This is a genomic window from Sediminibacillus dalangtanensis (assembly GCF_017792025.1).
Classification (GTDB): domain Bacteria; phylum Bacillota; class Bacilli; order Bacillales; family Amphibacillaceae; genus Sediminibacillus; species Sediminibacillus dalangtanensis.
The window spans coordinates 3425562-3447734 of record NZ_CP046956.1 but is presented as its reverse complement, the minus strand read 5'-3'; the positions used below and the strand labels follow the sequence as shown (position 1 = coordinate 3447734).

The window sequence follows — 22173 nt, the reverse complement described above, 5'->3', positions numbered from 1 at the left end:
AATAATATGGAAAAATCAATTATAGTTAAAAATGTTTCCAAAAAGTATAAGTTGTACAACAACTCAAGAGAACGGATATTTGATTTGATTTTGCCCAAAAATTACGGTGAGGATTTTTATGCACTTCATGATGTAAACTTTGAAGCGGAAAAAGGTGATGTAGTCGGTTTTGTTGGTGTAAATGGTTCTGGGAAATCAACCCTTTCCAATATAATCGCAGGGATAGTGCCCGAGACGTATGGGGAAGTATATTTAAACGGGCAAGCTTCCTTGATTGCTGTTTCATCTGGATTGAAGAAAGAACTTACCGGTAGGGATAATATCGAGTTGAAATGCCTGATGCTCGGATTTTCAAAAAAAGAGATCAAAGCAATGGAACCTGATATTATAGAGTTTGCAGAACTTGGAAAGTTCATTGACCAACCAGTAAAGTCCTATTCAAGCGGAATGAAGTCACGCTTAGGATTTGCAATTTCTGTCACGATTGATCCTGATATTTTGATTATTGACGAGGCTTTATCAGTTGGAGATAAGGCTTTCGCTGAAAAAAGCCTAGAAAAGATGAATGAATTTAAAGAAAAGGGCAAAACAATGATCTTTGTCAGTCATTCCATTGGTCAAATGAAGAGATTCTGTCAAAAAGTGCTTTGGCTGGAATACGGAAGAGTGAAAGATTATGGAACAGTTGAGGAAGTAATGCCAAAATATGAAGAATTTTTAAAGACTTTCAAGAAAATGTCCAAAAAGGAAAAACAGAAACATCGTGAGAATGCTTTGGAGAGCGCCCATAAACAACTGATGAAATCCGAATAATTTTGTTAGCGTAAAACGCCGCCACTTGTGGTGGTGTTTTTAATTGGATATATCTATCTTTGCAATAGCAAAATATTAATTGTCGAAGTGAAGGTTTAATGGCATAATAGTACAGGTATAATACTGTGATAATCTGCTTGATAATATCCTTTTCTATTCATACCCATTAGTTATGAGATTTGATAAATGAATCTGTATAACTAGATTTGAAAGGTTGTTTATTGTGTTGAAAACAAATAGCCATGTATCCATTATGGATATACCTTTCCTCAATTTGACCCAGCAGCAGCTGCTTGAAAAACATCTTTACCCTAGAATAACTGAGGAAAAGAAAACCTATATTGTCACTGCCAATCCTGAAATTGTAATGAAAGCGAAAGAAAATGAGAAATATAAAGGTATGGTTAAGCAGGCTGACTTTATTATTCCTGATGGAACTGGCATTGTGATGGCTTCAAAGTTAATCAAGCAGCCGATTCAGGAACGTGTTGCCGGTTTTGACTTGATGACTCATCTTATCGGTTACGCAGAAGATCAGCAACTGAGTTGCTTTTTTTTAGGTGCTTCAGAAGAGGTAAGTAAAAAAATGGTTGAACGATTAAAAACACTTCATCCATATTTGCATATCGCAGGAAGGCATCATGGCTTTTTTGAACTGGAAGACCGTACAGTCATAGAAGAAGTATTGGATAGCCGACCTGATTTAATATTTGTAGCACTAGGTTCCCCAAGACAGGAAGAATGGATAACGAAATATTTTAATGAATTTGATAAAGGACTGTTTATGGGGGTAGGAGGGAGCTTTGATGTAATTGCGGGAGAAGTTAAAAGAGCTCCTAAATTGTGGGTGAATCTTCAACTAGAGTGGCTTTATCGAACGATAAAGCAGCCATTTAGGTGGAAGCGAATTCTGAAAGTATTTGAGTTTATGTTTCGGATAATACTAAAAAAATACTAATAGTAAATAGGCCGGCGTTTGCCGGCCTATTTAGTTAAATATGGGTGATTTCCTGATAGATACGTTTACAGTTATCTTGATCTACTTGAGAAAAAATTAAGTATTTCTTCTCTGACACGGATGAATGCTCTTGGAAGTTATCTGCTAAATAGTGTTCAATAGCATCCACCATTTGTTCCTCTGTCCGGCAGATGTCCCCTAGAAAAGTTTCTTCAATCGGACGTAGAATGCCGTCCCGGAAAAAGGAATCGGCATCAAAGTGATAAAAAATTACCGGTTTCGCCATGAAATTAAAATCAAAGGATACAGACGAGAAGTCAGTAATCATCAATTTGTTTTCCATGATCAAGTCCTGTACATTTTTCTCTCCGAGCTTCAACACATTGATACGGTCACAGGCAAGGCCGCTGAAATGATCGATAAACTGCTGCATGCGGTAATGTGGATATAGGTTCAATTTGACATCATATTGTTCCAGTAATTCACGAAGCCTGCTATTATTCAGTAAATTGTTGTATCTACAGAAATATTCGGACTCTAAAAAGTCGTCCTCTGTTTTCAACCACTCCCGCCAGGTTGGTATAACAAGAATCGAACGATCCTCGTGATGTTCGGTCAACAGGTTGTCGAAACGAGAGAGACCGGTTATCTTCACTTCACTGTCCTTATACCCCATTTTGTTCATGACCAGTTTCTTTTCCGGTTCCGAGCTGACACATACCATATGAAATGGATATTTGTAGTATTGGCGATGGTACTCAACGTTCTTTCTGCCCAACACGCCATGCTGTAGGAAGATTCGCCTTCCTTTTTTAAATGATCGCAATTCCGCTCCTTTAGCCGGCAAGAAGTAATCTGGATCATGAGAACCGATAAAAGCAGATGCAAGCGCGGCCATGCGTAAGTGTTCCGCTGATCCGTTATACAGAACGTTACCCAAATCTGCAATGTTCCGTATATCCTCTGAATCGCGGTCAATCACATAATAAACCTCTTTTTCCGGGTAATGGAGCCGGCAATATTTAAAGAAATGATAACCGGTATCCTGGGCAGTATCGGGACGTTCCCCGACCAGCCAGATATCCCGGTGGCGATTTCGAAAACGGTCGATATATTGACCGTACTTCAAATAGTGCAATTTTTCTTCAGAAAAAGATATAGATTCTATTTTAAGGTTTCCACGCGGTGTGTAGGTCAAGTAATTTCTTATATAGTAACCATCATAAGGAACAGTGCTCTCTCTTAAAATTTCATCTTTATAATAAGTGTATTGTTGTGCACCTAACTTTCTTTCCCGAACAATACCATTATAATGAAGTTCAACAAATAGATCATAAATCTCTTTGTCCTCGGTTTTTAAGTGCGTATATATTTGTTCAAGCGGAACACTGATATCAAATCCTGCAAACCGGTAATCATATCGGTCGGATCGGAGCCGCTTTGCGGTATTAGAGGGCAATGGCAATTTTATTTCTTCTTCCGTTTCCCGTTCCCGAATAATCAGGAAACGATCAATTGCGTCTGGCTGATCAAAATGGACTGTATCCAGATAGGCATACCCTTTTAGCTGTAAGTGACCATCTTTGAGATTGAACCGCTGTAAATCTCGCTGTACGGTCAGTTCTGTCAAAGACACCGAAAGATGATTCTTCACAGTCGGGTAATAAAATGCCTGGTATATGGTAGAGTGTTGGAACTGAATACGCGAGTCATATGCTATTGTTCCCGACTTGACGCGTAAGCGGAACAAATGCTTCTCCCCGTATATTTTTAACTGTAAATAGGCATCCCAACGTATACTGTCGATATCTTCAAATGGAATGATGTCCCGGTAGTTGAACGGGAATTCAAATAAAAACCCTTCTGATGCCGGATCAAGCTGGACGTCTATTGGGAAATAATGAAATTCATCTGTATTCCGCTGACGCAAAGCGATTTGCATGGGCGTATCGTTGTCGTGCTTGTTCAACAAATAACTTCTAAGAGTACCGTGCATATGCACGGTCCAATCGTTCACCAGGGCACTTTCCAGTCCGCGGATCCGGATGAAGGCCATTCTGCTTCTGGAAGACAAAGATCCTTTTTTTGTCATATAGGTGCGTAATTCCCTGGATTCTTTATCGGTTTGGTAGTATAAGGGATCCTGGTAAGCAAGAACTTTGCTGTTTTTCACTTTTATCCTGAACTTTTGGCCGCTTGCCAAAAGGAAATAGTAATCCCAGGTCCCTTTGGGATAGTCTTTTCCGGAAAAAGTCGCCATTGCTTCCCATCTGCCATCGTTCAACCATGTTATCGGCCGGTAATAATGGAAAGTAGAGTCCCTTTTTTGTATGAGCAGTTGGATATGCTGCTTGTCCTCGTGGAAAAAGTCCGCCCAGCCTTCTAGCTTCAAGCTGCTTTGCATGGTCGTAACTTTGTCGACAAAGTTAGGAACCTGATATAGTTGATTGTCCAGAATGGTATCCTTCGCCTGCAGGCTGACATTTCCATTTACCGTGATGTAAGGTTCAATAATCAGGTTTCCCTCTACTTTTTTATTGGCAAAGCTGTAAATTTCTTTGCGAAAAGATTTAGTGGGAGGAAGACGGTACAACTTATCTTTATCCACTAAATAAAACGCCCACTTTCCTGTCTTGGAAAAGTCAGGAAGTTCTTCCGCTGCAAGAGAAGCATTCATTTGATGCTCGTAACGATCATTTAAGAAATGGGAGAGGGAAAAGTAATATTCCGTATTCTCTTCCTCCATGCTTCTTAAAAGCAAAGTTGCCTCTGAATAGGTTTGGTTCTTCTTACTGCGATTTGTCAATTCTACTTTCAATCGATTTCCCTCAAAATAGAGGGAAGAAATACGGAAGGGATGAGAACGCAATTTTCTGATTTGGCGTTTTGCTTGCTTGTAAATGAATTTTTTTCCTTTATGTAACTTCGCTAATTTTCTCATCATCTGATTTCCTTTCTTTACACAAATCCCTTAGGTTCAGTATCTTGTCTTTTCCCATATTTTATTCGTTGTAAACTCCGTCAATGTGTCTCTTTTAAAAGGAAGAAAAAGAACTAATTTATCGGTAAAAAATAGTAAAAAAATAACCGCAGATAAGCCATTTTGCTTACCCGCGGTTATTGGATTAGTAAGTTGATTCTGTATCCGAGTCGTCGTATTGATTATTTTGCTCCTCCTGATTAGGATCAGAATAGGAGTCAGTACCATTAGTCCCGTCTTGAGTTGGTTCATCAGTGGATTGATAGGATTCATTTTGATAGTCATTGTTTCCATTTACATTATCACCCGGATGATCAGTACTTTCCAATTCGAGATGGTTACGCAATTCGATTCGTTTATTTGCTACATCAGTTTCGTCCAGTTGGTAATAGTAAATGCCGTCAATCATTGAATCCTGCCCTTCGAGATTAAGCGTTTCTACATCTAAACTGCCGCTCGTGCCATAAGAAATGAAGCTTTTCATTTCGCTAAAACGCATATTCGTAGACATGTTGTTTCCGACCGCTTCCATGATGTCATCATATTTTGTTATCGATCCAATATTGGCAGCTTTCTTTATGACTGCTTTGATTATTTCCTGCTGCCTTTTACCACGTTCCAAGTCATTATCTTGCTTTCTCGTTCTGGCCAAAGCAAGCGCTTCTTCTCCGTTCAAGCTTTGCTCACCAGGATATAAGTGAATGGCATCCGCTTTATCATTAGAGTCTTGTTCATACATTTCATAAGGAACATCGACATTAATACCGTTTAATGCATCTACTACATCGATGAAGGCTTCAAAATCCATTTTTACGTAGTAGTCTACTGGAATGTCCAGCAGACTTTCTACAGCTTCAATGGATGCTTTTGGACCACCATATGCATGGGCGTGATTAATCTTGGTGTTATAACCAACTTCTGGAATATACACATAGGAGTCCCGCGGAATGCTTAATAGCTTGACGCTTTTGTCATCCTTATTAAGAGTTGCCAGCATTAAAGCATCAGAACGCGAACTTCCTTCATTGTTCCGTTTGTTACTTTCATCTACACCTATGAATAAAACTGACACATTGTCTACATCCGGATCTACTTCCTTATCTCGAAGGTCAGATTTGTCTCTACCATCATCTTCATAGGAATCGCTGACAACTTGATCCGCTTTATTATACAAGTGAACTCCATAAGCTGTAGTAGCTCCAATTAAAATGAAAATCGGCATCAGTATAAATAAAAGGCGTCTCCGCTTTTTTATTTTTCGTTTCCTTACTCTTCTTCTTTGGGTATTGTTTTCCATTCACTAGTCTCCTTATTAATAGAGCTCATCTTCAATAACACACTAACTTTTATTTTACAACGAAATACGACACTAGTAAATTGAATTTTTATGTAAAAAGTATGTAAAAGTAATAGAACAGCAGAAAGTGCGCAATCAAAAGCGACCGAGGGGGACAGTCCCCCAACACAATAACACTGCGGCTCGTTATAGTGGTAGAGCGTTGGCGGACAGTCCTTTTAATAGAGAAGACTATTTTAGAAAGACAGCACCTACCTTTCTACTTCCCACGATTATGGAAGTGAAAGGAGGTGAGCGGCATGGCTGACACACAAAAGGTCGATTCCCGGTTGCAGCTGGTCTTTCAAGACGGTGTGGACGGGGAAAGCGGAGATCCAATTCTGAAAAACAAAACCTTCAACAATGTGAAAACAGCGGCGACTGCTGACCAATTGATGGCTGTTTCCACAGCTTTGGTCGATTTGCAGCAACGCGAACTCTATTCGATTAAACGAAACGACAGCTCGCTTATTATTGAATAGGTAGTCGCCATTTAGTAGTTTTCCGATTTCTCAATCGAGAGAGGAGGTGGAAACATGAAAAAACTGGAGCTTAAATTCTTGAATGAAGAGGATAAAACAGTGACGATTTCCCTTGATCAGCCGGTGGAACCAGCTGATCCGGCCGCTGTCAATGCAGCCATGGACGAAATTATCGCTCAAAACGCTTTCTTTTCTTCTGGCGGTGACCTCGTCAGCAAGAAAAGTGCCCGCATAGTCGAGCGAAACGTAGAAGAAATCGAATTATAATCCACAAGTGCAAGGGAGCGGTCACCGACCGCTCCCTTTTCTATCAAGGAGGGGCACAGAAACTCTTAAACGAATCAATGGGGTCAGTCCCCATGAACGTTCGATCTGACTAGCAAGACACCTATAATGCCTGATGCGGGCGGGTTTTGCTTATGAAGGGACAGTCCCTCTCGATGTCATACCTTGTCGAATACCTGTATTTGGGGTCAGTCCCCACGGAAGGGAGGAGAAAGTGTGGAGACGTGGTTATCTTTGGTGACGGATGTCGGTTTTCCTGCAGCGGTGACGTTTTACTTGCTTCATCGTATTGAAGGGAAGCTGAATACGTTGATCGAATCAATCCATGCCTTGCCCGGAAAATTAAAATGATAAAATTCCACCAATTCAAAAACCGTCGGCTATTACTACTGCCGGCGGTTTTTCCAACCTATTCCTTTCAACCTCAAGAGCGGAAAAATTTAATTGGAAAACCTTATAAAAAGGAATAAAATAGAAAGAAAGACTTGTAAAAAAGAGGATGCGTATGAACAAATCACTTAAAGAAGCCATGCTTTACGTTGTTTATTACACATTAGCATTTTTTATCAGTATAGCGCTTTTTACGCAAATTGGAATCGGTGTAATCATGTTGGATGCCCCCCAATCCATCAGTATAAACTATTTGATTGGGATGATTATAGCTTCATTTATCATTTTAGGAACTATGGCCTTTTTGGCATTGTGGAAAAGGGGATACGCTCTATGTCTAACTGGTGTATCATTGTTTTTATTCTATCTAACAAGCGGATTGCTTTTTGATTTACCTTCCATGAGTCAATGGCAAGGAGTAAACACCCTTCAGATTTTGCTGGTGGGCACTTGTGTTATAGCTATAATCATTAACGCCACAAAAGTGACCAGGAAAATGATACTTAAAAAGAACTTTGCTTGATTTTGAGTGGAGACAGGGGAAACCAGAATAAACTATCAACACCATAAACGCACAGTATATTTTGCGCACCGGCCAGGACAAAAGTAGTAATAAACGACAACTATATCTTAAAGGCAATGGTGTCGTGTTTTTCATTTCGCCAAAAAAACCGCTAGTTTCAGCATTATTACCATTAAATAATTTATCTACCACTACTTCATCGCGGAAGGATAATATTTACAAGCCTATATCATTTGCTCTTTCTGCCCAATATCCTATATTCTAGAGAAAGAGACCAATTAATTAAGGTGGTATTCCTTTGAAACACGAGTTGGAGTATATTGGGAAAAAAGTAGTCAATATGCATCATGAATTAGCGGGGAATCTGGAAAAGATTATGGATGATGATTACACGAACAGCCTTGTAAACGCAGGAATGCCTGAAGAGGATCGTACAGAGTTCCGGGCTGAGCTGCTTAAGTACCTCGGTGAATCCTTATTTAAAGGACCAGAAACCATGTTACCGTCGGTAGAAGATTGGGGCAGGCGTGTTTCCGATTTTGCGATTCGCTATAATGTCAAATTGAGTGATGCATTGCGGGCGGTCTCCTTTTACCGTAGGGAAATATGGAATGCTGTCACCAGGGAATTGGAAAGTCGGCAATTTGCTCCGATTACCATGTTGGATGTTTCAAAGATCATTGATCCATTGCTTGACAAAGTTAGTGCTGTGATTGGAAACGTTTATGAGGAACATAACGACCGTCTTATGAAGGTTGCTTATAGCGCCTTGGAGGAATTGTCTGTTCCTGTCGTTCCAGTTGCCCCGGGAATTGCTGCTGTTCCAATTGTGGGAGAAATCGATACCCACCGTGCACAGCTGATTACAGAGATTGTATTAAAAGAAGGAACGAATCTCGAACTTGACTATGTGATATTGGATATTTCCGGTGTCCCGATGATCGACACGATGGTATCCGATCAAATCTTTCAAATCTTAAAGGCGCTCAGTTTAATTGGCATCAAGGCGATTATCACGGGTATACGCCCGGAGGTTGCACAAACAATCGGCAATCTTGGTCTTGACTACAAAGGAGTAACCACGAGGGCGACATTGCAACAAGCGTTAGCCGAATTAGGATTCAAACAAGTGACATCTCCTGAAAAATAAAATACTAACGACAAAAGGGACTTTCTCGTTTTAATACTGGGGACAGTCCCTTTTTGGCGTTTTGAAGCTCTAGAAGCTTTAGGAGGGACTGACCCTCCCATACCTCAAATGGGATGCACAAATAAAGTAAACCTTGTTATATCAACTTTTACGGTTGTGAAGGTCTGTCCCCATTCCAGCATCTCGTTGTGAAACCTTGATCAGAGGGACAGTCCCCCGCGCGCATCAAAGGAAAGAGAACCACCCTTATGGGGACTGTCCCCTCCAAGCTTCACCCGAACCAGCCTTTTTTCTTGAACCAGGTGATCATCCCCACTGTAATAATAAACATGACGACCAAGGAGGCGTAATAGCCATACTGCCATTCCAATTCGGGCATGTTGACAAAGTTCATTCCATAAATCCCTGCAATGAATGTCAATGGTGCAAAAATAGAAGTGATGACGGTCAGCACTTGGATAACTTTGTTTTGTTGATAAGAGTTGACTGAAATAAAATTGTCCCGGATATCATTTGTGATTTCCCGGTTGGAAGCCACCATTTCGGACAGCTTCATCAAATGATCGTAAATGTCGGCAAAGTACTCTCGCCGTTCGCGGATTCCTTCCAGACGATGGGAGCTTAACATCCGGTAAAATAAATCTCTGATAGGATTGATGGTATGGCGCAGCCGCAACAGTTCATGCCGCAAATCGAACAGTTGGTCGAGCAGGACATCCATTGGCTTGTCCTCCGGATTTTCTTCGACTTGATTGATCAGGTCCTCCAAGTGATAAACAATCGGAAAGAAATTATCGACGACCTTGTCCAATACCTCATAAAAGACCCGATATTCATCCCAGCCAGTCAAATCTTGCTGCTGCATTAGCCTGTCCCATACCTGCTGTACCTCGGTAGAATCCCAATGATGAAAGGTGACGACGTAATTACTTCCAATAAAAAAATCAATTTCACGCTGTTCAAGGCTTTCTTCACGAATGGCATGGGTGACGAAAAAAGAGAAATCGTCATAGTAGTCCAGCTTGGGCCGCTGCAAACTATGAATACAATCTTCAATGGCGAGTGGGTGAAAATGTAAAGCGGTATCCAGCTGGTTGATTTCTTCGGAGTCCGGTTCACTGAAGTCGATCCACCACCACTTATATTGGGAAAAATCTACATCTGCTATTTCGATGTTGGTCAATTTTTGGTTTTCTTCGGTCACTGCAACGATTTTAATCATATAAGGGCTCCTTTAATAATGTGAAAGTTCCTCTACTCCTTAGTATAAACTGATTTGCCGAATCACTAAACGCCGAATTGGCTGTCTCTATTGATGACATACCCGAAAATCTATGACATAATGTACTTGTTGAAAATTGCAACAGAAACAGAAGAAGAGGGATAATCATGATTAAAGCAATGGTGATTGCTCCATATCCTGGTTTAGCAGAAACAGTCAAGCAACTTCGACAACAAGAGACAGAACTTACCATAGATATCGGAATCGGAAACTTAGAGGAAGGGTTGAAATTGGCCCGCCAGGCGGAAAAGGACGGGTACGATTTGATCATCAGCCGGGGTGGTACGGCTTCCTTGATCGAAGAAGAAGTGTCGATACCAGTTATCCATATCGATGTGACAGGTTATGACATGCTCCGGGTGTTTACTTTGGTTCGCGGTATGGAAGCAGGCGTGGCAATGGTCGGGTTCCCGAATATTTCACAGGGGGCCGCAACGATCTGTAATATTCTCGAGTATGATATCAAAATGATTACAATCGGAAGCAGCGAGGAAGTGAACAGTCACCTGCAAGCATTGAAGCGGGCTGGCTATGCCGTGGTAATGGGGGATGTTGTCACTGTCCAGACGGCAGAACAGGTCGGATTACGAGGCATTCTCATTACATCCGGCAAGGAAGCGGTATTGGCTGCATTCAACGAAGCAAAGCGGATTTACCGGTTGTTCAGCAAAGTGAAAAAACAGACTTCGCATTTAAGGGATGCATTTGAGTCATTGCCTGCTGCCATGGTAATGGCCAAACCCGACGGAGAGATCGTGTCCAACAATCGCATGTTTTCTGAAACGGTTCTCGATCGGGAACTTTTCCAGTCGGAATATATCTTGAAGATGTTGAATAAAACGAACCATCAACAAACAGAACAATCTGCTGTAATCGAAAGCAAAGCACATTCCTATTTTGTGCAGACCTTTCCAATAAAAAATGATTCACTCGTTGGCATCCTGCTTCGTCCTTCCTTTTTATCCAAAGCAACGGAACAAGCGATTCAGATTAAAAGCAATCCGGCTCACATACCGATAATCGGGAGTAGCCCCTTTGCTCAAAACGTAAGAGAGTGTGTGCAAAGGTATGCTGGGCTGGACGAATCAATTTGGATTGCCGGTGAAAAGGGTACCGGGCGGGAAACAGTAGCCCAGGCAATTCACTTTGAACGATTTGGACAGGAGGCACCAATGATTGTCATCGATGGTAGTCGGGTCACCGAGAAGGATTTGCATCTATTGGAAAGCAGAGCCTCGATTACAGAGTTGAAGAGAGGAACCGTTTTATTAAAGCAAACGGAAAACCTGCAGACGGGCGCTCAACAGATGCTGTTACAGCTGCTACATCGAAAGCCGGAACAAATATCGGTGGTCGTCATGGGGGATATAAAAACCGCAGTTGAACGTTTGGATAATAAACTCTTTCAGCACCTTGCAGACACAACGCTGCATTTGCTCCCTTTGCGGGAAAGAAGACAAGACATTTCGGCTTTCGTCCAATACTTTTTGTCCGAATTTCATGCAAATCAAGGCAGCGATACGCTTGGTATCAAGCAGGAAGCAGTCCGTACATTGCAGCAGTATGATTGGCCGGGAAACATGGACCAATTGAGATTGGTTGTCCGAGAACTAAGCATGCGGACAAATGGGTATTACGTTGATCCAGATATCATTCCGACTGTCCTCCAGACGCATGCCGGACTGGCTGCTCCAGAAGGGGCGTCCGTCATTCCTGTCCAAGGAACGTTGGCTGATATGGAACAGCAAATCATGCAAAAGGTGTTAGCGGAAGAAGGAATGAATCAATCGAAGGCGGCAAAAAGATTAGGAATCAATCGATCGACGCTTTGGCGTAAGCTTAACCATTGAGCTTACGCTGTTTTGTTGCAAAATTAAACGGTAAGGAATACAAAATACGGCAATTTTCGTCAAAAAATCCACAAAAGGTGTTGCTTTTTGTAACTTATTGCATTAATATAATAACTGAAAACGCTTTATAGCAATTATATTTGTTTAATTTTGAAACATTCTTGTTAAAATGGGGGAGGAAGAAAAATGCAAATTAAAGCAACGCTAGATCGAATTCCAGGAGGCATGATGGTCGTTCCGCTACTATTAGCGGCTGTCCTAAATACATTTGCTCCTGACTTACTAAGAATCGGTAACTTCACACAGGCACTGTTCGTGGATGGAGCAAGTACCTTGATTGCACTGTTCCTATTATGTACTGGGGCACAAATCAACTTCCGCAATGTCGGAGTCAGTCTTGGGAAAGGTGCAACACTGCTAACGACAAAATGGGTTGTCGGTGCAGCATTCGGCTTACTTGCCTATGCACTGGCTGGAGACAACGGACTGTGGCTCGGAATAGCACCGATCGCAATCATCGCTGCAATGACCAACAGCAACGGTGGTTTGTATATCGCCATCGTCGGTCAATACGGCAACAAAACAGACCGTGCTGCTTATTCTTTGTTGGCATTAAATGATGGACCGTTTTTCACGATGGTGGCCTTGTCTATTTTCGGAGCGATGGGATTTGTGGATGGTATGTTCTCCTTGCAATCCTTTATCGCGGTACTTCTGCCTATCCTGGTTGGTATGGCTTTAGGTAACTTGGACCCAAATATGCGTGATTTCCTAGATAAAGGAAGCTCGATGCTGATTCCATTCTTCGCCTTTGCGCTTGGTATGGGGATCGATTTCGGTAAAATCATTGAAGGTGGATTGACAGGTATCGTGCTTGGTTTGATGACTGTATTCCTTACAGGAACTATTTCTTACTTTGTATTTAAAGCGTTTAAGTGGAACCCGATTGTCGGAGCTGCGGAAGGTTCTACTGCTGGAAATGCGGTGGCCACTCCAGCTGCAATCGCAGCAGCCAATGCCAGCTTTGCCAGTGTAACAGATCTTGCGACGGTACAAGTTGCAGCATCCACTGTAACAACAGCAATTTTATTACCGATATATATCGCATTTTTAGTAAAACGACTGGAGAGAAAGGGAGTCAACCTTCCTGGAGATTACGAAGAGAAGGAAACCTCTTCAAAAGAAGCTTCCATCTCTGCATCTTAAGAACGGGGGATTAGTATGGCACAAGTGATCGGGATTATCGCAGACGATTTAACCGGCGCCAACGACAGCGGCGTCCAGCTAACAGAAAAAGGCATCGAAACGTCTGTGTTGTTTGATATCCCAGAGCATCAGGAAAACGTGGATAAAGGCATTGTCATTGATACCAATTCCCGGGCGCTAAACCGGGAAGATGCCTACAACGTAACCAAAAAAGCAGCGAATTTCTTGAAAGATTCAGGTTATCAGCACATTTATAAAAAAATGGATTCTACGTTACGCGGCCATATTGGGACAGAACTGGAAGCTGTACGGGAAGTGTTTCAACCGGAGTTTGTCATCGTAGCTCCGGCTTTTCCCCCTTACGGCCGAACGACTGTAGACGGCCATCATTACGTCAAGGGCGTCAAGATTTCGGAGACGGAAATTGCACAGGATCCCAAGCATCCCGTAACCGAGTCTTATATTCCGGCAATCATCGAAGAGGAAATCGGCGCACCTGTCGGAGTGATCAAGTCCGATGAATTGCGTAAAAGCTTTGTTTCCTGGGTCGAAAAAATAAAACAATTCAGGGCAGAGCACGTGCAGTACATTGTTTGTGATGCCGAAACACAAGCCGACCTGCAAGCCATCGTAGAACGCATGGTATTGTTGGCTGACAGCATTGTCTGGGCCGGTTCAGCCGGACTTGCAGAAGTGCTGCCGCTTGTTCTCAAGCTCGGTGATCAAACCGTCACCAAAATGGTCCCGCATTCTAAACAGGTGATGACCGTCTGTGGCAGTTTATCAGAAGTTACCCAGCAGCAAGTACACTATGCCAAGGATCAGGAAAATGTTGCGCCTGTCAAAATCGACACGATGCAAATTTTTTCCGACAATTGGCAGCGCCATGCGGCACACTATGTACAAGTGAGCGGATCTGCATTGGACCAAGGCAAGGACATTGTGCTTTTTGTTCCATCCAATCAGCAAATCCGTGAACAGGTGAAGCAACTGGGGCTAGAACTGGGACTTAGCAAAAATCAGATCGGAGAACGAATTTCGGAAGCCGTCGGCCAGGTTGTTTCAATTGTTGCTGAACAGCACCCAAACCTGACTGGCTTTATTCTGACCGGCGGCGATACCGCCAAAGAAACCGCCCGCCACTTAGGCGCAGTCGGCTTCCGATTAATCAAACAAATAGAAGCAGGAATTCCTCTTGGAACTTTGATTGGAACCAACAGGGAAATTACAGCAGTGACTAAAGCAGGCGCCTTCGGGAAAACAGAATCGATTTACCGAGCCATGCAGGAACTGAAAGGAGTCTTACATGATGAGCAAGAAGCCAATCGTCGGTATAACTATGGGTGATGCCGCAGGTGTCGGCCCGGAAATTATCGTAAAAAGTTTACAAAAGCAAGAAGTATATGAAAATGCCCACCCGTTTGTCATCGGAGATGCCAAAATGTTGGAACGGGCAGCAAAAGTGCTCGACACAGAAATTACTATTAAACGAGTGAACGAAGCAGAAAATTTTGAAGACACCACTTTCGGCGAAATTGCCTGCTACGATCTTGATATTTTGTCGAAAGACCTGCCGTTCGGGCAAGTTTCTCCGGAAGCAGGACACGCAGCATTCGAATATTTAAAAACGGCAATTGAACTGGCCAACGCCGGTCGCATCGATGCGATTTGTACCGCGCCTTTGAACAAAGAAGCACTGCATAAAGGCGGCCATGTTTACCCAGGCCATACCGAGATACTTGCGGAATTGACCGGCACCAAGGATTTCTCCATGATGCTTTCATCACCAAAGCTGAAAGTAATTCATGTTACCACGCACGTCGGTCTGATTGACGCCATCAACATGATCGAGCCGGAGCGCGTTTATCACGTTATCCGTCTTGCTCATGAGACGCTAAGCAACTCAGGTATCAAACAGCCGAAAATCGCCGTTTGCGGCATTAACCCGCATGCTGGTGAAAATGGCCTGTTCGGCTACGGGGAAGAAGAAGAAAAAATCATCCCAGCCATCGAGCGTGCTACAGGAGAAGGAATCAATGTCGAAGGACCACTCCCAGCGGACACTTTGTTCTTCCGTGCCCAACGCGGTGACTTCGACATCGTTGTCGCCATGTACCACGATCAGGGCCACGGACCGATCAAAGTACTCGGCCTGGAAGCCGGAGTCAACATTACAGTCGGCCTGCCGATCATCCGCACAAGTGTCGACCACGGAACAGCATTCGACATCGCCGGCACCGGGATAGCCGATGACCAAAGTTTATTAGAAGCATTGCGTCAGGCAATTGAATTGGCGCCTGAGAAATAAATAAATGATTAGAGGACCTCCGACTTAGTCGGGGGTTTTTCTGTTAAGATGGTTGTTGTAGTAGAGCAAAAACTCTGAAAAAAGGAGCGACTCCCTCGGAAAGAAGAGCGAAAACCGGAAAAAGAAGAGCGACTCCCCAGGAAAGAAGAGCGAAAACCGGAAAAAGAAGATCAACCCGTGCGAAGAAGATCAACTAGATCCAAAAGAGGATCGACTCACCAGGAAAGAAGAGCGAAAACCGGAAAAAGAAGATCACCCCGTGTGAAGAAGATCAACTAGATCCAAAAGAGGATCGACTCCCCAGGAAAGAAGAGCGACTCCCCCGGGAAGAAGATCACCTCCATATAATGAATAGATCCGTTAATTATTAAAATATTTTCTCTGATTTGAATATCCTGTTGCTGAGAAATTTTTACTTAGGAGCCGCTTAGCTGTATGGCGATCAATATGAAGAAACTGTTGACACGCATGATTTGTAATGAAGGGGGTAAATAGAAGCATATAGTCAGCGATTGCTTGTAGGTGAGCATCTCTTGATTCACTTTTACAGTAAGAGCATATCCATTTGCTATGAACTCTTTCCATATCAAAGGTTTTGCAATCAGGGCATTGGACCCCTGTCCGGATCTCCGATTTCCATTCCTTTTAGCGTATATGCGTTGACTTGATCTTCTGTATGGGAACCAAGAAGGGGCATTCGCATTTTTTCTAAGGAATAAGAGGGAGAATTAGCATAGTGACTTTTTACTTCATTCAACCTCTCTGTTAAAAACTCGGAGTGAATGACTTTCCGTGAGATATCTTCTTTATTGCCGTTTGCTTTTATAATTGTCCTGGGGTTGCTGACCACAATGAATGATTCGATGGGCAATATCGGAAGAGTGTGTTGGCTAAAATATTCCAATAGCTTCCTTTTCTGATTTTCCACTTGCACCAGGGGAGATTGGAATCCTTCCTCTTTTTCGTCTGCAGTCCGGATTAATTGATTAAAAGTTTGATCAAACAGCAAAGTGCCCGTCACATTTTTTATTTCCAGAATAACAGCAAACTTTTTCGATAGCAGTAGAGAGTCCATTTGAAAATAATGTTGTTTGTAAGGGAGGCGTAAATCATGAAAGATGGAAAAGGAATCTGGAGGGAGAGAAGTTAGATGGAAATCGATCTGCTTTTCGCCGTGATATCCGGCGAGTCTTCTGGTGTAATCTTCTTTTATAGAGGGGAATTTGGAGTGACTTGCAGGTAAACGACGAATTAATGCTTCCAGCACTTGCAGTTTGTGTGGAACTGCTCTTTTTTTAACAATCAATAATAACCACCTTCCTTTCCTATTACCATTCATATTTCTCCATTTTGCTAGAAAACCCTCTTAAAACAATAAAATACTGCCCCCAAGAAAATGGGGGCAGCCGCACCTATTCGACCACTTCATCACTAAATTGAAATTCCCTCACATTAAACATCTTCTTGTTACTATGGTTATCGTTGGTAAACACCAAATATAAATCGTGGAAACCATTTGCTCCGTCTGTGGCATTGGTGTCAATCATAGTAGAAACGGTCATCCAGTCATTCGGGTTTCCGTTTGTCGGCACTTCCATGGTACCGACTACCTTGCCATTTTCAGGATCGTCTAGTCGAACCTCAATGGTACCTCCTGCTATCGGAGCGACAGTAGCGTTCATACTGAGGATTCCCCGCTTATCTGCCTGTCCACTGGCTGATCCATCGGCAAAATTCACATTTGTATAGTTGATATAGGAGCCATCTCTGACATTGGTGATCACTTTGTCACCAGCTTTGCTTTCCATGGTTTGCAGTCCGGCAGATTGTCCATCGTTCTCTGCTGCCAAATAAGTGGAAAAGACATCCTTCATATCCGGCAAGGCTGGAAGTTCGAATTGTTTCGGAATAAAGGTTGTAACACTGGATCCTCTCAGCTCCATAGAGAATTGGTTGTCGTTTGTTTCGATGGCATCTAATTTTTCAAGATTTTCACTGGCAGAAGTGCGATAAGGCACGACGGCCTCTATATCACCAGGAAATCCTTCCAGGTCGAACGTGATTTCTTGATCCTGCTCACTGTTGTTGACCGCAACAAGCGTAAAGTTATCCGTCTCTGGATCTTTATATGCGGTAACCATGACCTCTTCTGCTGGATGTTTATCTGCTTCGATCATCTGGTAACCTGGCTGGATAAAGCGGCTGTAATTTCCAAAGGTATAGAAACGTTTAAAAATACGATATTGGCCATTTTCCGTCGGTGCGATTCCCTGGTCACTGCCATCATTAACGAGGCGGATCAAATCAGAACCGTCGGCTCCGTTATTGGCAGCAGGCCACCACCAGAAATAGGCACTAACGCCTGTATCTTCAAATATATTGCCAATCAAGTTGGCATATCTCAGTCCGTCTGTAATCGTGTTATGTTCATAGGTCTGTTTGTCTTCTCCCTGGTTCATGTATTCGGTTTGCCAAATGGTTTTGTCTAATTCCTGTGACCGGGTAAACGAATCCGGATCAGCTTCAGTGCCGCCGCTCTTCAGACCGGAATAGCCATGGGCAGCCACAACATCAACATATTCGTTTGTAATCGGGTCGTTCAAAGCCGGAAGTGCGAATTCTTCATCGAATCCCACTGATTCTCCCAAAACAATGTCGGCCGGAATATTTCTCTCTTCAAATGTAGGACCCATAAAATCCCTGACAAATGTGTTCAGTTCTTCAGGCGTCCACAAACTGCTGGAATAGCCGCCGGAAAAGTCCGGTTCATTTGATGGGGAAATATGGGTGATATCCAAATCAAAGTGTTCCTTATATCCCTCTACATAGGATGCTAGGTAATCTGCATACTCCTGATACATATCCTCCCTCAGCTTGTTGGGGGCTGTGCCATTATCGATGACACTGCCGTTTTGCTTCATCCAGGCCGGGGCACTCCAGGCGGTACTTAGGAATGTGTCGACACCCCGTTTTTTGGCTTCGTTCATGATCCAAATCTGATACTGGTCAAATGCTTCTTTATCCCATTCCTGGTCTTCCCACACATATTCATCAGGTGACGGCAAAATGGTGTCGGTTGGACCGTCGTAGTGTTCATTTCCCCAATCAGCAATGCCTCCGTCTCCAATCATGTTTCGCACAATGCTGAGGCCGATGCCATTTTCCTGGCTGAACAGCAAATCGAGGATTTTAGATCTAACCGGTTCTTCCAATCGCATAATCGAGCCGCCCTTATGAAAGGCAAACGATCCGCCAAAACCGTCCATCTCTTGAAGTTCATGGTCCCAATCGACAACCGTTACCGGTGGTTCGGTTGAAGCTTTCGGTTTGGCAAGAGAGGTGCTTTGCCAACCGAAGGACCCAATAACAAGTGCGAAAATGAGCAGTAAACTTAAAACTTTTCCATTTCTCCTCTTTTTCATCTTCTTCTCCTTTCATCAGTTGATTTATATACAATCACAATCCCTTTTTGGAAGCGTTGTCATTTAGGGGGATACCATTAGAAAATGATTTGGACAAGCAAAAAAAGGGATTGAAATTGCCAGATAAACAATCTATACTGGTTTTATAACTACCATACTAGTACAATTAGAGTATCAAAAGATGGTTGTTACGTAAAGGGGTGAGGGAAATTTCATCAATGATCACGCGGGAAAACCTTTCCACAAGAAGTTTTGTCTATGAAACGTTAAAGAAAAGAATCATCGAATTAGAGCTGGAGCCAGGACATAAAATCTCCGAGCAGGAGATAGCTGCAGACTTGGAAGTAAGCCGCACACCGGTCAGGGAAGCTTTTTTAAAGTTATCTCAGGAAAACCTGCTGGGAATTTTTCCGCAAATCGGAAGTATTGTTTCAAAGATTGATTTACATCTTGTGGAAGAGGGCAGATTTGTACGGGAGAATATTGAAAGAGCCATCGTCCGGGAGGCATGTCAAAATTTCGGAGAAGAGCAGCTTTTTCAGTTGGAATCGAATCTGGCTATGCAGGAATTGTGTTTAGACAAAGGATCTTATTCCAGATTATTGGAATTGGATGACCAATATCACCGGCTGCTTTTCGAAGGGTGTAATAAATTGCGTACATGGACGATGATCAGGCAAATGAACAGCCATTTCGACAGACTGCGCGTCCTGAGGCTGGCTTCAGACCTGGACTGGGATGTACTCGTCTCGCAGCATCGCGATATTTATGATTACATTCAGCAAAGGGAAGCGGACATGGCCGAGAAGTTAATTCTTGACCATCTCAATTTGGTGAATTACGAAAAAGAAGAGTTAAAGCTTGCTTATTCCAATTATTTTAGTTGAACGATAGAAAGGGTGAAGGGTGTGAAAGATATGTCAAATACCGATAGCTATCAAGCTTGGCTCCAATATAGGCCGATAGGAACGAAAAAAGAAGAATACAAAAAATGGCTGACAGCAATTGAAGTAAACGAGGAGTCGCAGATTTTGGAATCTGCTGCAGCTGAATTGAAGAAGGGGATACACTCCATGCTTGGGGTAACCCTCGTTCCCGACAATTCCGCTGAGGGACATATAATCTTAGGTACATACGAGCAAATGGACTTAAAGCAATATGGGATTTCTCCGGAGGTGTTTCGAGACGTCACTGATGAAGGATATGTGTTAAAGTCCGTGTTTGAAAAAGAAGAGCGAGCTGTTCTCCTAATCGGGAAAACCGACAGGGGAGCCTTGTATGCAGCATTTCATTTGTTAAGACTTTTGCAGAAAGAGGTTCCTATCGATTCACTGGAAGTGGTCGAGTCACCCAGAAATCAATTCAGGATGATCAATCAATGGGATAACATGGATGGCTCGATCGAGCGAGGATACGCTGGCCAATCTATTTTTTATGTTGATAACGATTTTAATGAAGATTTAACAAGGGTGAAAGATTATGCCAGATTATTAGCTTCAGTGGGTATTAACGCGATTTCGATAAACAATGTAAATGTTTGGGACGTAGAAACGAAACTGGTCACCAAGGCATTTTTGCCAAAAGTGAAAGCGGTGTCAGCTATTTTTGCTGCTTATGGAATCCGTTCTTTTTTAAGCATCAATTTTGCCAGTCCGATGGAATTGGGCGGTTTGGGCACAGCTGATCCGCTCAGTCCAGAAGTGGAAAAATGGTGGAAAGATAAAGTAGCGGAAATCTATGAATATATTCCGGATTTTGGCGGTTTTATCGTCAAAGCAGACTCAGAAGGGCGCCCTGGTCCTTTCACTTATGATCGGGGACATGTAGAGGGGGCAAACGTTCTGGCCAAGGCTTTAAAACCTTTTGAGGGGAAAGTGATTTGGCGCTGCTTTGTTTATAATCATTTACAGGATTGGCGGGATAGAAGTACAGACAGAGCAAGAGCTGCGTATGACCATTTTAAACCGTTGGATGGAAAATTCTTAGAGAATGTTATCTTGCAAATCAAAAACGGGCCGATGGATTTTCAAGTGCGTGAACCCGTTTCTCCTTTATTGGGAGCGATGAAACAAACCAACCAGATGCTGGAGTTTCAGATTGCGCAGGAATATACCGGTCAGCAAATCGACGTGTGCTACTTGATTCCTCAATGGAAAGAGGTGCTCGATTTTGATACGTACACCAAAGGAGAAGGCTCGACGATTAAGTCGATTGTAGACGGCACGCTTCATGGTTATCAATATAGTGGTATTGCTGCTGTCTCGAATATCGGAGATGACGGGAACTGGACCGGACATACCCTCGCTCAAGCGAACCTTTATGGATATGGGCGATTAATATGGAATCCTGAACGGACAACAGAAGAAATAACTAAGGATTGGATTCATCTAACCTTTGGCTATGATCCGGATGTGGTTGATGCAGTCGAATACATTTTGCTTCATTCATGGAAAGTCTATGAAAAGTACACGGCACCATTGGGAATAGGCTGGATGGTCAATCCAAACCATCATTATGGACCTAATGTCGATGGTTATGAGTATTCAAAGTGGGGGACTTATCACTTTGCCGACCGTGATGGAATCGGTGTGGACCGGACAGTGGAAACAGGGACGGGGTATAGCTCGCAATATGAAGAGCCAAATGCAAAAGTGTATGATTCGTTAGAGCTGTGTCCAGATGAACTTTTATTATTTTTCCATCATGTTCCTTATTCCCATCGATTGAAATCAGGAGAGACGGTCATTCAGCATATTTACACTACCCACTTTGAAGGGGTGGAAGAGGTAGAAACCTTTATCGCCAAGTGGAACGGGATAGAGGGAAAGGTGGATAACGCCGTTTTTGAAAATGTCAAACAGCGGTTAAAAAAGCAACGGGACAATGCCATAGAATGGCGCGATCAAGTGAACACCTATTTTTACAGAAAGTCGGGAATTCCGGACCAACAAAACAGGACCATTCATCCATGAAGCGTCGGTCTCTGCTTCTAGTGGTGATAAGGGCAGAGGTCTGTTAAACAGAGCGAAATAGCCATAAAGCACTAAAAGCTAAAAATAATTGTAAGAATATTGCCATTAGTAATGATAGCAGGTACAATAAATATAGTTACTGACATACTAGTATGATTAAAATGTCTCTTTAGATAGAAATACTTTTTAAAACTGACATATTAGTATGGCTACAAA

General features: G+C 42.7%; 18 protein-coding genes. 13 read left to right on the top strand and 5 right to left on the bottom strand.

All coding sequences use genetic code 11. The features are described 5' to 3' along the window. Nucleotides 1-6: 6 nt before the first annotated feature. Complete coding sequence (gene tagH, locus ERJ70_RS16970; RefSeq protein ID WP_209365941.1) at nucleotides 7-813, top strand: teichoic acids export ABC transporter ATP-binding subunit TagH; 807 nt, start codon at nucleotides 7-9, stop codon at nucleotides 811-813. 223 nt (nucleotides 814-1036) lie between these two features. Beyond that, the gene (locus ERJ70_RS16965) at nucleotides 1037-1771 is read left to right on the top strand and encodes a WecB/TagA/CpsF family glycosyltransferase (RefSeq protein WP_374099735.1); all 735 of its coding nucleotides are present in this window, start codon (nucleotides 1037-1039) and stop codon (nucleotides 1769-1771) included. 34 nt (nucleotides 1772-1805) lie between these two features. Here the strand turns inward: ERJ70_RS16965 and ERJ70_RS16960 are convergent, their stop codons facing one another. Both ERJ70_RS16960 and ERJ70_RS16955 read right to left on the bottom strand, forming a co-directional pair. Continuing rightward, a complete protein-coding gene (locus ERJ70_RS16960) occupies nucleotides 1806-4715 on the bottom strand; it encodes a CDP-glycerol glycerophosphotransferase family protein (protein WP_209365940.1) in 2910 nt (969 codons plus the stop codon). Nucleotides 4716-4896: 181 nt separating this feature from the next. Continuing rightward, a complete protein-coding gene (locus ERJ70_RS16955; protein WP_209365939.1) occupies nucleotides 4897-6048 on the bottom strand; it encodes an LCP family protein in 1152 nt (383 codons plus the stop codon). Between the two features lie 299 nt (nucleotides 6049-6347). Between ERJ70_RS16955 and ERJ70_RS16950 the strand changes: the two genes are divergently transcribed. The 5 genes from ERJ70_RS16950 (at nucleotide 6348) to ERJ70_RS16930 (ending at nucleotide 8917) form a co-directional block, all read left to right on the top strand. Beyond that, nucleotides 6348-6569, top strand: coding sequence for a DUF1659 domain-containing protein (locus ERJ70_RS16950; RefSeq protein ID WP_209365938.1), 222 nt, complete (start codon nucleotides 6348-6350; stop codon nucleotides 6567-6569). Nucleotides 6570-6623: 54 nt separating this feature from the next. Then, entirely contained in the window at nucleotides 6624-6836 is a 213-nt protein-coding gene (locus ERJ70_RS16945) for a DUF2922 domain-containing protein (RefSeq protein WP_209365937.1), read from the top strand. Between the two features lie 234 nt (nucleotides 6837-7070). Beyond that, on the top strand, nucleotides 7071-7205 hold the full coding sequence (locus tag ERJ70_RS16940) for a YvrJ family protein (protein ID WP_074599952.1): 135 nt from the start codon (nucleotides 7071-7073) through the stop codon (nucleotides 7203-7205). A 154-nt stretch (nucleotides 7206-7359) separates the two neighbouring features. Continuing rightward, the gene (locus ERJ70_RS16935) at nucleotides 7360-7767 is read left to right on the top strand and encodes a hypothetical protein (RefSeq protein WP_209365936.1); all 408 of its coding nucleotides are present in this window, start codon (nucleotides 7360-7362) and stop codon (nucleotides 7765-7767) included. A gap of 298 nt (nucleotides 7768-8065) precedes the next feature. Further along, the gene (locus tag ERJ70_RS16930; protein WP_209365935.1) at nucleotides 8066-8917 is read left to right on the top strand and encodes an STAS domain-containing protein; all 852 of its coding nucleotides are present in this window, start codon (nucleotides 8066-8068) and stop codon (nucleotides 8915-8917) included. 271 nt (nucleotides 8918-9188) lie between these two features. Here ERJ70_RS16930 and corA read toward each other — a convergent pair whose 3' ends face one another. Then, entirely contained in the window at nucleotides 9189-10139 is a 951-nt protein-coding gene (corA, locus tag ERJ70_RS16925) for a magnesium/cobalt transporter CorA (RefSeq protein ID WP_209365934.1), read from the bottom strand. A 167-nt stretch (nucleotides 10140-10306) separates the two neighbouring features. Between corA and ERJ70_RS16920 the strand changes: the two genes are divergently transcribed. The 4 genes from ERJ70_RS16920 (at nucleotide 10307) to pdxA (ending at nucleotide 15563) form a co-directional block, all read left to right on the top strand. Then, complete coding sequence (locus tag ERJ70_RS16920; protein WP_209365933.1) at nucleotides 10307-12049, top strand: sigma-54-dependent Fis family transcriptional regulator; 1743 nt, start codon at nucleotides 10307-10309, stop codon at nucleotides 12047-12049. Between the two features lie 186 nt (nucleotides 12050-12235). Beyond that, nucleotides 12236-13255 carry a 2-keto-3-deoxygluconate permease gene (locus ERJ70_RS16915; RefSeq protein ID WP_209365932.1) on the top strand — a complete coding sequence of 340 codons (1020 nt, stop codon included), beginning with the start codon at nucleotides 12236-12238 and terminating at the stop codon, nucleotides 13253-13255. Between the two features lie 15 nt (nucleotides 13256-13270). Then, nucleotides 13271-14602 carry a four-carbon acid sugar kinase family protein gene (locus tag ERJ70_RS16910; protein WP_209365931.1) on the top strand — a complete coding sequence of 444 codons (1332 nt, stop codon included), beginning with the start codon at nucleotides 13271-13273 and terminating at the stop codon, nucleotides 14600-14602. Next, complete coding sequence (gene pdxA, locus ERJ70_RS16905) at nucleotides 14565-15563, top strand: 4-hydroxythreonine-4-phosphate dehydrogenase PdxA (RefSeq protein ID WP_374099824.1); 999 nt, start codon at nucleotides 14565-14567, stop codon at nucleotides 15561-15563. The genes ERJ70_RS16910 and pdxA overlap by 38 nt, the downstream gene beginning before the upstream one ends. A 601-nt stretch (nucleotides 15564-16164) precedes the next feature. Here the strand turns inward: pdxA and ERJ70_RS16900 are convergent. Both ERJ70_RS16900 and ERJ70_RS16895 read right to left on the bottom strand, forming a co-directional pair. Continuing rightward, a complete protein-coding gene (locus tag ERJ70_RS16900) occupies nucleotides 16165-16869 on the bottom strand; it encodes a nuclease-related domain-containing protein (protein WP_209365929.1) in 705 nt (234 codons plus the stop codon). Between the two features lie 106 nt (nucleotides 16870-16975). Beyond that, a complete protein-coding gene (locus ERJ70_RS16895) occupies nucleotides 16976-18985 on the bottom strand; it encodes a glycoside hydrolase (RefSeq protein ID WP_209365928.1) in 2010 nt (669 codons plus the stop codon). A 218-nt stretch (nucleotides 18986-19203) separates the two neighbouring features. Between ERJ70_RS16895 and ERJ70_RS16890 the strand changes: the two genes are divergently transcribed. Both ERJ70_RS16890 and ERJ70_RS16885 read left to right on the top strand, forming a co-directional pair. Further along, on the top strand, nucleotides 19204-19872 hold the full coding sequence (locus ERJ70_RS16890) for a GntR family transcriptional regulator (RefSeq protein WP_209365927.1): 669 nt from the start codon (nucleotides 19204-19206) through the stop codon (nucleotides 19870-19872). A 30-nt stretch (nucleotides 19873-19902) separates the two neighbouring features. Then, nucleotides 19903-21957: an alpha-glucuronidase family glycosyl hydrolase gene (locus tag ERJ70_RS16885; protein ID WP_209365926.1), complete on the top strand. Its 2055-nt coding sequence runs from the start codon at nucleotides 19903-19905 to the stop codon at nucleotides 21955-21957. Nucleotides 21958-22173: the final 216 nt, after the last annotated feature.

Excerpts from the sequence above, each read along its gene's own strand:
- corA (WP_209365934.1), bottom strand. The coding sequence starts at position 10,139 with ATGATTAAAATCGTTGCAGTGACCGAAGAAAACCAAAAATTGACCAAC.
- ERJ70_RS16915 (WP_209365932.1), top strand. The coding sequence starts at position 12,236 with ATGCAAATTAAAGCAACGCTAGATCGAATTCCAGGAGGCATGATGGTC.
- ERJ70_RS16920 (WP_209365933.1), top strand. The coding sequence starts at position 10,307 with ATGATTAAAGCAATGGTGATTGCTCCATATCCTGGTTTAGCAGAAACA.
- ERJ70_RS16960 (WP_209365940.1), bottom strand. The coding sequence starts at position 4,715 with ATGATGAGAAAATTAGCGAAGTTACATAAAGGAAAAAAATTCATTTAC.
- ERJ70_RS16950 (WP_209365938.1), top strand. The coding sequence starts at position 6,348 with ATGGCTGACACACAAAAGGTCGATTCCCGGTTGCAGCTGGTCTTTCAA.
- pdxA (WP_374099824.1), top strand. The coding sequence starts at position 14,565 with ATGAGCAAGAAGCCAATCGTCGGTATAACTATGGGTGATGCCGCAGGT.
- ERJ70_RS16945 (WP_209365937.1), top strand. The coding sequence starts at position 6,624 with ATGAAAAAACTGGAGCTTAAATTCTTGAATGAAGAGGATAAAACAGTG.
- ERJ70_RS16955 (WP_209365939.1), bottom strand. The coding sequence starts at position 6,048 with ATGGAAAACAATACCCAAAGAAGAAGAGTAAGGAAACGAAAAATAAAA.
- ERJ70_RS16910 (WP_209365931.1), top strand. The coding sequence starts at position 13,271 with ATGGCACAAGTGATCGGGATTATCGCAGACGATTTAACCGGCGCCAAC.
- tagH (WP_209365941.1), top strand. The coding sequence starts at position 7 with ATGGAAAAATCAATTATAGTTAAAAATGTTTCCAAAAAGTATAAGTTG.
- ERJ70_RS16895 (WP_209365928.1), bottom strand. The coding sequence starts at position 18,985 with ATGAAAAAGAGGAGAAATGGAAAAGTTTTAAGTTTACTGCTCATTTTC.
- ERJ70_RS16885 (WP_209365926.1), top strand. The coding sequence starts at position 19,903 with ATGTCAAATACCGATAGCTATCAAGCTTGGCTCCAATATAGGCCGATA.
- ERJ70_RS16890 (WP_209365927.1), top strand. The coding sequence starts at position 19,204 with ATGATCACGCGGGAAAACCTTTCCACAAGAAGTTTTGTCTATGAAACG.
- ERJ70_RS16935 (WP_209365936.1), top strand. The coding sequence starts at position 7,360 with ATGAACAAATCACTTAAAGAAGCCATGCTTTACGTTGTTTATTACACA.